The organism is Rhodococcus sp. ACS1 (genome assembly GCF_002300155.1).
Taxonomy (GTDB): Bacteria; Actinomycetota; Actinomycetes; order Mycobacteriales; family Mycobacteriaceae; genus Rhodococcus_F; species Rhodococcus_F koreensis.
In genome coordinates this window covers 1,277,532-1,291,676 of the sequence record NZ_NSDZ01000005.1, presented here as the reverse complement: position 1 = coordinate 1,291,676, position 14,145 = coordinate 1,277,532, and the positions used below count along the sequence as shown (strand labels likewise).

The 14,145-nt window shown below is 70.0% G+C and carries 15 protein-coding genes and 1 riboswitch; of the genes, 9 read left to right on the top strand and 6 right to left on the bottom strand.

Annotated features, from left to right (window positions below; translation table 11 throughout):
* Window positions 1-30: 30 nt before the first annotated feature.
* Window positions 31-1,485: an NCS2 family permease gene (locus tag CJ179_RS26705; protein WP_095863375.1), complete on the bottom strand. Its 1,455-nt coding sequence runs from the start codon at window positions 1,483-1,485 to the stop codon at window positions 31-33.
* Window positions 1,486-1,561: 76 nt separating this feature from the next.
* Between CJ179_RS26705 and CJ179_RS26700 the strand changes: the two genes are divergently transcribed.
* Entirely contained in the window at window positions 1,562-1,813 is a 252-nt protein-coding gene (locus CJ179_RS26700) for a DUF2530 domain-containing protein (RefSeq protein ID WP_072944820.1), read from the top strand.
* 30 nt (window positions 1,814-1,843) lie between these two features.
* On the opposite strand, the gene CJ179_RS26695 is transcribed toward CJ179_RS26700, so the two are convergent.
* Window positions 1,844-2,386 (bottom strand): phosphatase PAP2 family protein, encoded by a 543-nt coding sequence (locus CJ179_RS26695; protein ID WP_072944822.1) that lies wholly within the window; start codon window positions 2,384-2,386, stop codon window positions 1,844-1,846.
* Entirely contained in the window at window positions 2,376-4,943 is a 2,568-nt protein-coding gene (locus tag CJ179_RS26690; RefSeq protein ID WP_095863374.1) for an ATP-binding protein, read from the bottom strand. The genes CJ179_RS26695 and CJ179_RS26690 overlap by 11 nt, the downstream gene beginning before the upstream one ends.
* Between CJ179_RS26690 and CJ179_RS52170 the strand changes: the two genes are divergently transcribed.
* Complete coding sequence (locus tag CJ179_RS52170) at window positions 4,920-5,123, top strand: hypothetical protein (protein WP_072944825.1); 204 nt, start codon at window positions 4,920-4,922, stop codon at window positions 5,121-5,123. The genes CJ179_RS26690 and CJ179_RS52170 overlap by 24 nt on opposite strands.
* On the opposite strand, the gene CJ179_RS26680 is transcribed toward CJ179_RS52170, so the two are convergent.
* The gene (locus CJ179_RS26680; RefSeq protein ID WP_083395619.1) at window positions 5,120-5,968 is read right to left on the bottom strand and encodes a DUF3027 domain-containing protein; all 849 of its coding nucleotides are present in this window, start codon (window positions 5,966-5,968) and stop codon (window positions 5,120-5,122) included. The two genes, CJ179_RS52170 and CJ179_RS26680, sit on opposite strands and share 4 nt — an antisense overlap.
* A 38-nt stretch (window positions 5,969-6,006) precedes the next feature.
* Between CJ179_RS26680 and CJ179_RS26675 the strand changes: the two genes are divergently transcribed.
* From CJ179_RS26675 to CJ179_RS26665, 3 genes are all read left to right on the top strand, one after another.
* Window positions 6,007-6,801: a glutaminyl-peptide cyclotransferase gene (locus CJ179_RS26675; protein WP_072944829.1), complete on the top strand. Its 795-nt coding sequence runs from the start codon at window positions 6,007-6,009 to the stop codon at window positions 6,799-6,801.
* A 71-nt stretch (window positions 6,802-6,872) separates the two neighbouring features.
* Window positions 6,873-8,546, top strand: coding sequence for an MFS transporter (locus CJ179_RS26670; RefSeq protein WP_072944831.1), 1,674 nt, complete (start codon window positions 6,873-6,875; stop codon window positions 8,544-8,546).
* 6 nt (window positions 8,547-8,552) lie between these two features.
* Window positions 8,553-9,038, top strand: a complete 486-nt coding sequence (locus CJ179_RS26665; RefSeq protein WP_095863373.1) for a DUF2771 domain-containing protein — start codon at window positions 8,553-8,555, stop codon at window positions 9,036-9,038.
* A gap of 64 nt (window positions 9,039-9,102) precedes the next feature.
* Here the strand turns inward: CJ179_RS26665 and CJ179_RS26660 are convergent, their stop codons facing one another.
* Window positions 9,103-9,513 (bottom strand): cold-shock protein, encoded by a 411-nt coding sequence (locus CJ179_RS26660; RefSeq protein WP_005255275.1) that lies wholly within the window; start codon window positions 9,511-9,513, stop codon window positions 9,103-9,105.
* A gap of 169 nt (window positions 9,514-9,682) precedes the next feature.
* Here CJ179_RS26660 and CJ179_RS26655 point away from each other — a divergent pair, with 169 nt between their 5' ends.
* The 3 genes from CJ179_RS26655 (at window position 9,683) to CJ179_RS26645 (ending at window position 11,382) form a co-directional block, all read left to right on the top strand.
* Window positions 9,683-9,922, top strand: coding sequence for a hypothetical protein (locus CJ179_RS26655; RefSeq protein WP_072944834.1), 240 nt, complete (start codon window positions 9,683-9,685; stop codon window positions 9,920-9,922).
* A gap of 44 nt (window positions 9,923-9,966) precedes the next feature.
* Entirely contained in the window at window positions 9,967-10,344 is a 378-nt protein-coding gene (locus tag CJ179_RS26650; protein ID WP_072944836.1) for a YccF domain-containing protein, read from the top strand.
* Between the two features lie 234 nt (window positions 10,345-10,578).
* Window positions 10,579-10,792, top strand: a riboswitch (cyclic di-AMP (ydaO/yuaA leader).
* Between the two features lie 8 nt (window positions 10,793-10,800).
* Window positions 10,801-11,382: a transglycosylase family protein gene (locus tag CJ179_RS26645; RefSeq protein ID WP_072944838.1), complete on the top strand. Its 582-nt coding sequence runs from the start codon at window positions 10,801-10,803 to the stop codon at window positions 11,380-11,382.
* 66 nt (window positions 11,383-11,448) lie between these two features.
* On the opposite strand, the gene CJ179_RS26640 is transcribed toward CJ179_RS26645, so the two are convergent.
* On the bottom strand, window positions 11,449-11,637 hold the full coding sequence (locus tag CJ179_RS26640) for a hypothetical protein (RefSeq protein WP_015888783.1): 189 nt from the start codon (window positions 11,635-11,637) through the stop codon (window positions 11,449-11,451).
* Between the two features lie 60 nt (window positions 11,638-11,697).
* Between CJ179_RS26640 and CJ179_RS26635 the strand changes: the two genes are divergently transcribed.
* A complete protein-coding gene (locus CJ179_RS26635; protein WP_095863372.1) occupies window positions 11,698-14,016 on the top strand; it encodes a helicase-associated domain-containing protein in 2,319 nt (772 codons plus the stop codon).
* Window positions 14,017-14,145 lie beyond the last annotated feature (129 nt).

Genomic DNA, 14,145 nt, shown 5'->3' with positions numbered 1-14,145 from the left:
AATGACAATACGGGACCGATCGGCCGCCGTTTACGTTACTGCGTCGGTGATCGGACCGACCGCGAAGTAGGCCACGAACAGAAGCGCCACCACCCACATCAACGGGTGAATCTTCTTGATACCACCGCTCGCAGCATTGAGCACGACCCACGAGACGAATCCGACGCCGATGCCGTTGGCGATCGAGTACGTGAACGGCATGACGATGATGGTGAGGAACGCGGGCAACGCGATCGAGAACTTCGTGAAGTCGATGTCCCGGACCTGGCCGATCATCATCGCGCCGACGACGACCAGCGCGGGCGCGGCCGCCTCGATCGGCACCACCGAATACAGCGGGGTCAGGAACATCGCGGCCAGGAACAGCAGTCCCGTCACCACATTCGCGAGTCCGGTGCGGGCGCCCTCGGCGATACCCGAAGCGGATTCCACGAAGACCGTGTTGGACGACGCGGAGGCCCCGCCGCCGACGATCGCGCCGGTGCCCTCCACGACGAGGGCCCGTCCGATGTTGGGAAGGTTGCCGTCCTCGTCGGTCAGGCCTGCCTCCTTGCCGAGCCCGGTCATCGTGCCCATGGCGTCGAAGAAGTTGGCGAGCACGAGCGTGAACACCAGCAGGCTGGCCGCGAGCACGCCGATGCGGGTGAACGCCCCGAAGATGCTGACGTCGCCGACGAGGCTGAGATCCGGAAGTTCCGCCAGCACATCGGGAGCGGCCGGAACGCTGAGGTTCCAGCCGTAGGGGTTCACGCCCAGCGACGGTCCGACGCCGGCGACGGCCTCGACGATCGCGGCCAGCACGGTGGTGACGACGATGCCGATCAGCAGACCGCCGCGCACCTTGCGCACCACCAGGACACCCATCAGCAGCACACCGAACACGAACGTCACGGTCGGCCAGGACGAGATCGATCCGTTGATGCCCAGGCCGACGGGGACGGTGGTGCCCGCGACGTCCGGGATGCGCCGCACGAACCCGGCGTCGACGAGACCGATGAACGCGATGAACATGCCGATACCGGCGGCGATGGCGGATTTCAGCTCGGCGGGAATGGCATTGAAGACGGCCGTCCGGAAACCGGTGAGCGCCAACACGACGATGATGACACCGTCGATCACGACGAGACCCATCGCCTCGGGCCAGGTGACCTGCGGCGCGATGGTGACGGCGAGGAGACTGTTGATGCCGAGGCCCGCCGCGATCGCGAAGGGGTAGTTGGCGACGACCCCGAACACGATGCTCATCAGTCCCGCCACCAGGGCTGTGACCGCGGCCACCTGGTTCACGGGGAGGATGTTGCCGAGGACGTCCGTCTTGGCGACGGCGTCGTCCGGGGAGAAGCTGCCGAGGATGAGCGGGTTCAGCACCACGATGTACGCCATCGCGACGAACGTCACCACACCGCCGCGAATCTCCGCGCCTACCGTCGAACCACGCTCGGTGATCTTGAAGTAGTTGTCGAGCAGTTTCGGAGCAGCACCCATTGTTCAGTCCCCATCGCCAGAAGTCGCGCGTCGCCCTTGGAGATTAGGGCACCACGGCGAGGGTAGCGTTCATTCGGTGAACGAAACCGCAGATCGCCGACCCCTCACTCAGCGCCTCGCCGACCCGCGACCTGCGCTGATTCTGGGAACCACTCTGTGGGCGGTCGCGATGGTCGTGGTGATCGTCACGGGCGACCGGTGGTCGGATGCGCTTCCGACGTGTATAGCCGGTGTCGTCGTCGGATTCCTCGGGTACGGATTGTTCGCGTTGCAGCGGCGGGCCGCGCGGCGCGGCAGCCGCGGGGCACAGCAGGGACTGCTCGAGTGATGCAGCAGGGACTGCTCGAGTGATGCAGTCCTAGGCCTGGCTGCGGCGGGGCCGGGTGCGGGTCAGCAGGATCCAGAATGCCGCCCACAGCGCGCCGAAGGCCCACCCGGCGAGGACGTCGGTCATCCAGTGCGCGCCGAGGTAGACGCGCGACAGCCCCACCGCCAGCGGGTACAGCACCAGCAGGAATACGAGCGTGATCCGGACGTGCCGCACCAGCACGTCCCGGAGCACGACGGCAACGAGCACGCTTGCGAGAATCGCGGTCATCATCGCGTGACCGGACGGGAACGAGAACGACGAGATCTCCACCAGCCGATCCGGCAGTGGGGGACGCTGCCGCTCGAACAGATTCTTGAGCGCGGTCATCACGGCCAGACCGGACAGCATCGCGCCGGCGACGAGGACGGCTTCCCGACGACGGTCCTGCAGCAGGAGGGCCACTGTCAGGACGGTGGACACGATCCAGGCGGCGACCGTTCCGCCGCTGTGCGTGATGACGGTGACGACGTCGACAAGCCAGGGTGTGCGCTCCTCGACCGCGCTGTCGAGGATGCTCTGGTCAAACGACACCGGCGGCGCCCCACGTGCCCTCGGCCCACGACTCGGAACAATGGGTGGTGCCCTGCTCGTCCACCCACCACGGAACCGCGATCTCGGCGTCGACGGCACCCGTGAGCTTCACCGTGAGCCGGGGATGGACGACGACGGGCCCGCGGGGCAGGTCGCGGCCGAGTGCGGCGAAGGCGAGGACTGCGGCGGGTTCGCGATCCCACGTGGATTCCCGTCCGGAGCCGGTGACGGTGCCGCGGATCGCGGTGGAGGCGAGCGGGACGTCCAGCAGATCGGCGAGGGACTCGGCGGTGTCCAGGCTCCCGACCACCAGGCGCTCGCGCGGCACCGCGGCGGCCAGCCACGGTTCGTCCAGCACCAGCGCGTCGGCGGGGTCGACCAGGGCGCCCGTCAGTCCGCGCACGTGTTCGGGCAGGTGAAGGTCCTCGAGGTCGAGGAGGTGCCCGGCCGCGGCCGCCGCGAGCAGGCTGTGGGCCCGCGCGATCACCGCCGGGGACGGTTCGCGATCCGGGTCGGCCAGCCGGTCCAGGAGTAGCTGCGCGAGTTCCGGAGAGTCGACCGTCGCGGGGGCCAGTGCGGCGGCGAACACGGCGGATTCCGGGTGCTCGACGGGGTCGAGCAGTCCGGCGAACGTCTCGTCGGCGGGGTCGCGGAGCAGACCGAGCACCTGGCCGTCCGACTCGGCGTTGTGACGCAGCCACCAGGCCGTGTACCCGGCGCGGTCGGCGAGCAACGGACGCGTCGCCGGGTCCCGGGCGAGCATCGTCAGCGCCTGCGGCCAGCGGTTCTCGTCCACCAGATCCAGGTCGCGCACCGCCCCCATCACGTCGGGGTCGTCGTCGAGCGTGTCCCACCAGCGGTCCTCGTCGTCGAGGTCGTGGTCGGGTCCGGTGGGGAGTTCGGCGCGCAGCACGGTGAAGCCCCAGCCGACACCCACGGCGCGGAGAGCGTCCTCCCCTACCCGCTCCGCGAACGCGGAGTCCACGCACGCGAACGGCGAGTCGTCCACCAGGACCTCGGCGAGTGGCGCGCCGGGCAACAGCAATTCGTCCGCACCGCGCAACTCCCCGTCGACGTCCGGCAGGGGCAGCAGGCCGAGCCACGACGGCAGGACGCCCGGGTCGACGCGGCCTGCGAGCGCGAGCACCGCGGCCGACAGTTCCTCGGCAGCCGCCGCGTCGTCGGGATCGAGGTCCTCGATCTCGGCGCGCAACGCCGGATCCGAGAGCAGGTCGACGGCCGTGGCCGTCTTCGCGCCGAGCCGCGACAGCAGCGGGTGCGCGGCGTCGGGGTGGACGAGCCTCGTCCAGTCGACACCCAGCACTTCGTCGATGTCGTGACCCAGCAACACCGTTCGCGGGCCGGTCACCGTGCGGCCGTCGGACAGCGGAACCGGGATCGACGCCAGTTCCTCCGCCGCGAGGGCGTCGACGGCCAGCGGTTCGAGCGCCGCGTACAGGCGCTGCCACCAGGACGGTGCCCGTTCGACGCCGCTGAGCAGTTCGGTGAGGCGGGCCAGGCCGAGGCGGTGGGCGTCGACGGCGGCGAGCGCAGGCGCCCAGCGGGGGCCGGACAGATCCGGGACGACCAGGCCGTCGACGATCTCGGCGAGCAGTTCCGCGAGTTCCTCGGTCAGCCCGGGAACCACCGACGCCCGGCCCGGGGCCTTGTCCTTGCCGTCGACGGTCGGCAGCCAGGGGTGCTCGCGGAGTTCGGCGACGAGGTGGTCGCGCAACGCCGAGTCCACCTCGCTGCGTGCGAACGCGGGGACGGGGACCAGCGACAGTCGCTGATCGGGCGGCACCGCGGCCACGAACTCGGCGTATCCGGTGGCCAACTCGGCGATCGCGGCGCCGGGCAGGATGCGCCTGCGGTCGGGTTGCATGGCGATGTCGGCGAGGAGGATCGCCGGTACCGACAGTTCCTCGTCCGACCGGGTGGGGGCGCGCAGCACATCCTCGGTCACGGGTGCGACGACGCCGTCCCGGACCGGGACGAGCCAGCGGGCCCGCCCGGACTCGTACTGCCACCAGCGGTCGTCGCCGATCGCGACCTCGGTCAACCCGGAATCGAGTGGTCGTTCGCGTCGGCGGAACTGCTTGTCGCCCACGGTGATCGAGACGAGCGCCGGGAGTTCGAGCAGAAGGTCGGGGGCTTCGCGGGCCATGTAGGCGAGCAGCGACTCGGCGTCCACGTCCTCGCGCAGCGTGAGCACGACTTCCGACTCCGCACCGGCGGCCGGGCGGTTCTGGGTGGGCCACGCCAGCCGGAGGGCAGGCACACCCGCGCCGGGGTCGGCGCCGTCGAGGTCCCGCAGTTCCGCCCTGGTGCGGTCCGCGGAGAACAGCACCGAACCGGACGTCGACCGCAGTTCGACCTCGTCGCTCACCGACAGCACCGCCGTGAAGCCAACGCCGTAACGGCCGACGGTGGCCCCGGACTTGTTCGACGCCCGCAGCGCGACCAGCGCCTGCACTCCCGGCTCGTCCAGCGGTGTGCCCGTGTTGGACACGCTGAGGACCCGTCCGTCGAGGTGCACGGACAGCTCTCCGGGCACTTCGGCTCGGGCCGCGGCGTCGGCCGCGTTCTGCGCCAGCTCGGTGAGGAGCCGGTCGCGGTAGCCGGCGCGGGCCAGATCGGATTCGGCCGCGGCGTCCTCCCGCAGGCGGGTGGGCGACGTGCGCCACGCGAGGAGCGTCGAATCCCTCAGGGCGGCGGTGCCGAAAGGATCGGCTAGCTGGTCGATGCGGATTCCTCGGCCTCGGTGACCGCGGCAGCCTCGGGCTCGGTGCCGGCCCCCGTCTCGGTTGCGGACCGCTCGACGACCTCGACGGCGCCGTCGTCGTACGCGTCGTACTGCGGCGAACCGGCGCCCGTGGGCAGCAGGGTGTCGGAGTGGGCGCCGCACCCGTACGTCACGTCGACGACGTGCCCGTCGGCGGCCATCTCGTTGCCGCACACGCCGAACTCCCCGTGCAGGGACCCGGCGAGCGGGAGGTAGAAACCGCACAGCCCGCACGTCGACGGCGCAGCCTTGGCCATCTCGGAATCGGGGCCGTAGTCGCCGTCGTGCCAGCGCTGGGCGGCGTCGAGGCGACCCTCGAGGCTCAACACCTGCTTGCGGCCCAGGCCCAGTTCGCGGGCGGCGTCGTCGATCTCGGGGTCACCCGTCGCGACATAGCCGGGCACGAGGCGGGGGTCACCGGCCGGCGGTGCCAGCAGATCGCCCGCGGACAGGTCTCCGGGGCGAATCCGCTGGTCCCACGGGATCCAGTCGGGTGCGACCAGCGCATCGGGTCCGGGGAGGAGGGCGAGTTCGCTGACGGTGGCACGGTCCGACTCGGGATCGGCGGCCACCACCACCGCCCACTGCCAGCCCCGGTAGCCAGGAAGGTCCGCAACGAAACGGTGAGTCGCGGCGCACTCGTCCTCGGACGTGACGCCCAGATAGTCGCCGACTCCCCCTTCCTGCAGTTCGACCACTGCGGTCCGGGCGAGCTCGACGGCGTCGGTCAGTACGGGACGCGCCACTGCGCGCTCGTCGGAAGAAGCAACACTCACACCACCAGTTTGCCGCACCACCGCAAGTGCGTGCCCACCTGGGCTGTCATGCTGGTCCGATGACCGGCCGGAGGCACCTCGTCCCAGCCCTGCTCGCGGTGGCGTGGATGGTCGCCGCATGCTCCCCGCAGAGCCCCGTGGCGTCGGGCGCGCCCGGCGCGGACCTTCGCGCGGAGATCGTCCGCACCGCCGACCACGACCCGAATGCGTTCACCCAGGGACTCGAGATCGACGGCACCGAACTGCTCGAGGGCACCGGCCGCCCCGGCGAATCCTGGGTGCAGGCCACCGACCTCGACAGCGGCACCGTCCGGGTGCGCGCCGAACTGCCGTCTCCGCTGTTCGGCGAGGGCATCACGGTGAGCGGTGACACGATCTGGCAGCTGACGTGGCGGGACGGGGTCGCCGTCGTCCGGGATCGCGCGACGCTCGCCGAACAGCGGCGGGTCCCGTTCGACGGCGAGGGGTGGGGCATCTGCGCAATGCCCGGCGCGCTGGTCACGAGCGACGGCTCCCCCACCCTCACGTTCCGCGACCCGGTCACGTTCGAGCCCCGGCGCACCGTGCAGGCGGTGCAGGACGGAAACCCCGTCTCCCGGCTCAACGAACTCGAATGCGCCGACGACGGCGCGATCTACGCGAACGTCTGGACCACCGACACCCTCGTCCGCATCGATCCGTCGGACGGGCGGGTCAGCGCGGAGATCGACGCCTCCGCCGTCCGCGACGCGCTTCCGCCCGGCCCTCGGGACGTCGACGTCCTCAACGGCATCGCCCAGATCCCGGGAACGGACCGGTTCCTCGTCACCGGAAAGTACTGGCCGGCCATGTTCGAGGTGCGGTTCGTTCCCTGACAGGCCGATCTGACCAGCATTGCCCGGGGTTGCTGTGGTCGCAGGTCTCCCGACTAGGACAGAATTAGGGAGTGACCGGACCGCGCGAACCCTACGAGCCTGACGGCGGTCGGGCTCCTGACGAGAATCCCGGGCCCCCCGCTCATCCCGGCTACGACAAATACCCGCCCGCGGCACGCCCCGGAGGGCGGCGCACGCCGCTGCCGCCCCTGCATCCGGTCGGCGGCGGGCAGCGTCCCCGATCCGACGAGGAGCGGGCGGACGCCCCCAAGGCGCCACCGATGCCGCGCAAGCTCACCGTCACCCGGGTGGCGGCGATGCGCAGCCGGGAACTCACCAACAAGGGCATCGCGACGTTCCACCGTGCCGCCAAGGCGGACGGTGCGGACAAGTCGGGGCTCACCGCGCTCACCTACGCGGTGATGGCCAACAACGCGACCGACGCGGCCATCGCCGTCGCGCTGGCGAACACGCTGTTCTTCTCGGCCGCGACGGGCGAGGACAAGACGAAGGTCGCGCTGTACCTGCTGATCACGATCGCCCCGTTCGCCGTCATCGCTCCCCTGATCGGTCCGATGCTCGACCGACTCCAGCACGGCCGCCGCGTCGCACTGGCCACGTCGTTCGGACTCCGGACGATGCTGGCGATCGTTCTCGTCTTCAACTTCGACAGCTGGGTGCTGTATCCGGCGGCGCTCGGAATGATGGTGCTCAGCAAGTCGTTCTCGGTGCTCAAGAGTGCGGTCACCCCACGGGTGCTGCCGCCGGAGATCGACCTCGTGCGCGTCAACTCCCGGCTCACCGTGTTCGGGCTCCTCGGCGGAACCATCGGCGCGGGCGCCCTCGCGGGTGGTCTCGCCATGGCCACCGGTTCCGTCGGCGCGCTGTGGCTGGCGGCCGTCATCACCGCCCTCGGCGCGTACCTCTCCATGCGGATCCCATCGTGGGTCGAGGTCACCGAAGGCGAGGTCCCCGCGACCCTCACCTACCACGGCGACGAGCACCCGACCGAGGTGATCGGACGCACCCGCGTGCTGCAGCCCGAGGCCCCGGCCACCGCGAAGACCGGCAAACGCAGGCAACCGCTGGGCCGCGCGGTCATCACCGGGTTGTGGGGCAACAGCACCATCCGCGTGCTCACCGGGTTCCTCACCCTGTACATCGCGTTCGTCGCGAAGTCGAAGACCGACCACGAGCCGCTGGTGCAGGCCGCCATGCTCGGCCTGGTCGGCGCGGCCGCCGGTATCGGCAACTTCGCGGGCAACGCCGCGGGCGCCCGGATCAAGCTGGGCCGCCCGGCCCTCATCGTGCTGCGCTGCACGGGCGCCGTGTGGATCATCGCCGTCCTCGCGGCGATCACCGACAATCTCCTGACCGCCGCCCTCGCCACGCTCGTCGCCTCGGCGGCCAGCGCCCTGGCCAAGGTGTCGCTGGACGCGTCACTGCAGCACGACCTGCCCGAGGAGTCGATCGCGTCCGGTTTCGGACGTTCGGAGACCGTTCTACAGCTGAGCTGGGTCGTGGGCGGGGCGCTGGGTGTCCTGCTGCCCACCGAATACTGGATCGGGTTCTCGGTGGTCTCCGCCGTCATGACCGTGGGGCTCGTCCAGACCGTCCTCACGTACCGCGGCAGCACCCTCCTGCCCGGGCTCGGAGGAAAACGCCCCGACCTGGCCGAACAAGAAGTGACCACCGAGCACCACTCGACCCACCGGGCCGACCGATCGACGGGAAATGTGAAGTAAGTGAGAATGCAGGCGCGAACCAAGAAGATCCTGGCACTGATTGCAGTGGGCCTGATAGTGGTCCTGGTGGCCTTCGTCGGAGTCGTCTACACACTGGTCCGCAACTCCTCGCCCCGCCTGCCCGAGATCACGGCCTTCGCGCACGACCGGGCCGAGCAGGTCGCCCCGCTCGGGTACTGCAACCTGTACCTCGAGGACTGCGAGACCGGCGACATCGCCGAACTCGACGTACCCCCCGGCTCGTCGCTGCAGCTGTCGTTGCCGCAGGAGATCGTCGACGCGCCGTGGCGCATGCTCATCGTGTACCAGGATCCTTCGGGCCAGCTCCTCGTCCAGGAACAGGCGCACCGCGCCGGTGAGACCCGCGCCGTGACCGTGCCCTCCTCGGAAGACCTGCAACTGGCCGGCGTCGAGATCCAGCTGCCGTCCGCCGTCGTCGACGAGCAGGGGCTCACGCAGGCCCGGGCCGCCTGGTCGATCAAGACCGCCTAGAACGACACGCTCACGAAAAAGGGCCCCGCGCTGTCACAGCGCGGGGCCCTTCTCGTCGGAGAAATCAGCTGTCGAGTTCGCGTGCGACGGCGCGGACCACCTCGGAGATGCGCTGGGCGGTCTTGCGGTCGGGGTACTTGCCCTTGCGCAGGTCCGGCTGGACCTTCGCCTCGAGCAGCGTGATCATGTCCTCGACCATGCCGTGCAGTTCGTCCGGCGTGTGCTTCTTGGCGGACGGCTCCTTGCGCGCGGCGTTCTGACGCAGCGACGGCGCAGGGTCGAGCACCTTCAGGCTCAGCGCCTGGGGTCCGCGTCGACCGGCGGCCATGCCGAACTCCACACGCTGACCGGCCTTGAGGCCCTCGACGCCCTCGGGAAGAGCGGACGAACGCACATAGACGTCCTCCCCCTCCTCCTGCGACAGAAAGCCGAAGCCCTTTTCGACGTCGTACCACTTCACCTTGCCGGTCGGCACCGCGTTCACCCGCTCATCACTTGGAGTGCAGTTGGTTGCACTTGGTATTTGTTGCACTTGGTATGCAAAACAGCGCGCCCCACCTCTGGTGCGGGACGCGCAGTGCCCACAGTCTACCTTGCAGACACCCCCTCCGGCATTCGGGTTTCCAGGCACTATCGTTGCTGGTGTGGCCCACGAATCGACTCCTTCGAGCACTCCTCACACACCCCGGAGGGGCGACGGACTCCTGCGGGTCGCGCTCGCTCTCTTCGCGATCGGCTTCGTCGCGATCGTGGCGATCTTCCTGACGCCGGTGCTCTCCGATTCCGAACCGGGTCTCGTTCTCTACCTCATCGCCCTCGCCTGCCCGATCGGATTCCTGCTCGGAATCGTGGCGGCACTGAGGCAGGGCAGACGCTCGCGCTGACACACCCGATCACCGAGGCATTCCCAACCACCGAGGGGACGATCATGAGAATTCTGCTCAACATCATCTGGCTGGTCTTCGGCGGTCTGTGGCTGGCGCTGGGGTACTTCGTCGCCGGAATCCTGTGCTTCATCCTGATCATCACGATCCCGTTCGGCATCGCGTCGTTCCGCGTCGGCGTCTACGCGCTGTGGCCGTTCGGGAAGACCGTGATCGACAAGCCGACGGCCGGTGTGGCCTCGCTGATCGGCAACGTCATCTGGTTCATCATCGCTGGTCTGTGGCTCGCGATCGGGCACGTCGTGACGGCAATCGCCATGGCGATCACGATCATCGGGATCCCGCTCGCCGTCGCGAACATCAAGATGATTCCCATCTCGCTGATGCCCCTCGGCAAGGACATCGTCGACGCACCGCAGTGATGTGAGCTTCCTCACATAACGACCTGGTAACGGAAGGGCAACGGGACGGCGATACGCACGTCTCGTCGCCACTAGCTGGGAAGAGTCCCGGCGCGCCCAATGAGGCCCCGCAACAGGCGAAGACACTCCGCGTTATCAAATGGTGACACTGCGGCCTCGGCCCGTTACCGTCGTCACCGGCCGATGAAACATCGGCCACGTCCGGCCCGCCGCGCCAAACCTCGTCCCGCGGGTACCGGAGTCCCGACGAAGCATTCCAGGGACGAGGACGGGGGACCCAAAGTCCTCCAGGGAACGCAAGTTTCCAGACGGACACCGGTCCGAATGTGCCTCGCACAGTCGGACCTTGGGGTGAAGCCAGACCCTCTCCAGCCAGGAGAGGCGAGGCCGGGCGACCTCTCAGCCCGAACCCGACAGCTGACCTCGCAGGCGCGTGTGGAGAGGATCTCTACCACTATGAGCGGACGCCATCGCAAGCCCACCACCACCGGCCGCACCGTCGCCAAGGTCGCCGTCACCGGCGCCATCATGGGCGTCGCCGGAGCAGCCTTCTCGGGCACCGCGAACGCGGCACCCGACTCCGACTGGGACCGCCTCGCGCAGTGCGAGTCCGGCGGAAACTGGGGCATCAACACCGGAAACGGCTTCCAGGGCGGACTCCAGTTCTCCCCGAGCACCTGGAACGCACACGGTGGAACCCAGTACGCAGCCACCGCCAACCAGGCCTCGCGTGAACAGCAGATCGTCGTCGCCGAGAAGGTCCTCGACTCCCAGGGCTGGGGCGCATGGCCGTCCTGCTCCTCGAGCCTCGGCCTGAGCAGCGCACCCACCCAGCGCACCGCCCCCGCCACCGTGCCCGAGGCGCCCGCGGCGCCTGCCCTCCCCGACATCACGGGCGGCGTCCCCAGCACCAGCGGCACCTCGCAGTACGCCGGCGCCGTCGACAGCGCGATCGAGGCCGTCAAAGCCCAGGGCATCGCGATCGATCCCCAGATCCTGCAGCTCATCGACGCGAACAAGGGACTGCTCCCGCAGTAATCCCCGCAACTCACAGAAGAGGGGCCCTGCACCGATCCGGTGCAGGGCCCCTCTTCTGTCGCATGGTCAGCGGTTGATCACCGTGTGCGGGTGCGCGTACGGCAACGACTCCGCCGGCAACGGGAACTCGGTGTCCTCGCCGAACGGGGACAATCCGCCCGCACGGGTCGACGACAGTTCGGTCACGGCGTGATCTCCATCGGCGGTTTCGGGCCACCCTGGATCCACATACTGCTTCTTCGAATTGTTAGCCACGGTGCCATTTTGACAGGAGCATTCGGCGACGTACAGCCCAGGTCTCTAATCTGATAGTCGATGACCGACACCGACGACACCACCGCGAGCACCAACGGCACCGCAGTCTCCCCCCGCGGCGCCGCGACGCTCGCGGACTGGCTGGCCGCGCGCAGCGACGCAGAACTGACGGATCTGCTCCGCAGGCGCCCCGATCTCGCGGTCCCGCCGCCGGCCACGATCGTCGTCCTCGCCGGCCGCGCCGAGCAACGGGCCTCGGTCGCCCGGGCGGCCGACAACCTCACGTCCCTGGACTTCGGTGTCCTCGAACTCCTGGCGCTCGAGCGCGCCGACGAGGTGCCCGTGCCCCGGGCCACCCTGCAGGAGGCGGTGGGGTCGCGGGCGACGAAGAAGACCGTCGACGCCACCCTCGACGGCCTGCGGTCCGTCGGGATCGTCTGGGGCGACAAGACGACGCTGCGAATCGTTCCCGCCGTCGTGGCCACCATCCCGTGGCGCGTCGGACGCAGCGCCGAACCCGTCGAGACGCTCGACGAGGCCGGGATCACGGCGGCGCTGGCGGGACTGCAGACCGCCGAACGGGACATCCTCGAGACCCTGGCGAAGTCGAGTTCGATCGGGCGGACCCGGGACGCGGCTCCCGGGACACCCCCCGACCGTCCCGTTCAGCGGCTCCTCGCCGCCGGGCTGCTGCGGTGGATCGACGACGAGACCGTCGAATTGCCGTTCCAGGTGCGGCAGGTCCTGCGTGGGGAGGCCGTCTTCGACCCCACCTCGCTGGCCGCACCCGGTGTGACGGGCCGCAAACACAAGCCGGCCGACATCAACGCCGCCGCCGCGGGTGAGGCTCTCGAACTGGTCCGCCACTGCGAGGACGTCGTCAAGGCGCTCGGCGAGATCCCGGCACCGGCTCTGCGGGCGGGTGGTCTCGGGGTCCGGGAACTGCGACGGATCGCCAAGACGTCCGGCATCGACGAGAACCGGCTGAGCCTGCTCGTCGAACTGTTGTCGGCCGCGGGACTGATCGCGAGCGGCACCCCGGACCCGGCGCCGACGTCCGACACCGGGGAGAACTACTGGGCCCCGACCACCGCGGTCGACAACTGGCTGACCTCCCCGGTCGCCCGGCGGTGGCACGCCCTGGCCGCGGCGTGGCTGGAACTGCCGCGCATGGCGTGGTTCATCGGCATGCGCGACGCCAACGACAAACCGGTCGCCGCGCTGTCCGAGGAAGTGCGCGCGCCGTCCGCGCCGCGGGACCGGCAGGCGATCCTGGGGCTGCTGGCCGAACTGGGCAGCGGGCACTCGGCCGACCCCGCCGAGGTCAGTCGCCTCCTGGCCTGGCGTCGCCCCCGCTGGGGCGCCCGGCTGCGGGTCCACGCGGTGGAACGCACCCTCGAGGAAGCCGCGACACTCGGACTCGTCGCCCGCGGCGCGCTCAGCTCCCCCGGACGTGCGCTGCTCCACGGCGGCGACGCCGAGGCCGAGATGCACGCGTCACTGCCCGAACCCGTCGACCATGTTCTCGTCCAGGCCGACCTCACCGTCGTCGCCCCGGGACCGCTGACCCCCGACCTGCTGGAGCAGATCACCCTCGTCGCGGACATCGAGTCCGCCGGTGCGGCGTCGATGTACCGGATCAGCGAGGACAGCGTCCGGCGCGCCCTCGACGTCGGGATGACGGCGGCGGAACTGCACAGCCTCTTCGCAACCCGGTCGCGCACGCCCGTCCCGCAGTCGCTGTCGTATCTGATCGACGACGTCGCGCGGCGGCACGGCCGGCTCCGGGCCGGTGTCGCGGCGTCGTTCGTCCGCTGCGAGGACCCGACGCTGCTCGCGGAGGTCCTGGCGTCGCCGGTGGCCGCCGCCCTGGCCCTGCGCGCGCTGGCGCCGACGGTGGCGGTGTCGCAGGCGCCGCTGCGGGAAGTGCTGGGCGAATTGCGGGCCGCCGGGTTCGCGCCGGCAGGCGAGGACTCGTCCGGTGCCCTCGTCGATCTGCGCCCACGCGGCGCCCGCGTCCTGACCCGGCGCAAGGCGCCCGCGAGCCGCCTCCCGGCCGTCGCGACGGACGCCCAGCTCGACGCGGTCGTCCGGACGCTGCGCGCCGGTGACCTGGCGGCGTCGGCCAAGGGTTCCGGCAGCATCCGGTCCGACGGGTCGCGGGCCAGCAGCGCCGCGACCATCGCCCTGCTCAACGCCGCGGCGCGCGAACGCTCCAGCGTGACGATCGGTTACGTCGACGCGCAGGGCGTGGCGACGCACCGCATCGTCGATCCCGTCAGCGTCGGCGGCGGCCAACTCGACGCCTTCGATCCGGCGAGCGGCGCGGTCCGCCGGTTCACCCTCCACCGCATCACGTCGGTCGCCCGCGTCGACTGACCCGTGAGTACTTGTTAACCGCGGGACGTTAACAAGTACTCACAGGTCGCATAACGATTCTGCGCAAACGCCGAGGAATTCCGGGCCGCGCAATACCGTGTTGCTGGTATGTACCTGGCCGGGGACGAC

Bases quoted from the DNA above. Each gene is read 5' to 3' on its own strand.
- CJ179_RS26705 (WP_095863375.1), bottom strand. From the start codon at position 1,485: ATGGGTGCTGCTCCGAAACTGCTCGACAACTACTTCAAGATCACCGAG.
- CJ179_RS26675 (WP_072944829.1), top strand. From the start codon at position 6,007: ATGACCGGCCGGAGGCACCTCGTCCCAGCCCTGCTCGCGGTGGCGTGG.
- CJ179_RS26665 (WP_095863373.1), top strand. From the start codon at position 8,553: ATGCAGGCGCGAACCAAGAAGATCCTGGCACTGATTGCAGTGGGCCTG.
- CJ179_RS26650 (WP_072944836.1), top strand. From the start codon at position 9,967: ATGAGAATTCTGCTCAACATCATCTGGCTGGTCTTCGGCGGTCTGTGG.
- CJ179_RS26645 (WP_072944838.1), top strand. From the start codon at position 10,801: ATGAGCGGACGCCATCGCAAGCCCACCACCACCGGCCGCACCGTCGCC.
- CJ179_RS26635 (WP_095863372.1), top strand. From the start codon at position 11,698: ATGACCGACACCGACGACACCACCGCGAGCACCAACGGCACCGCAGTC.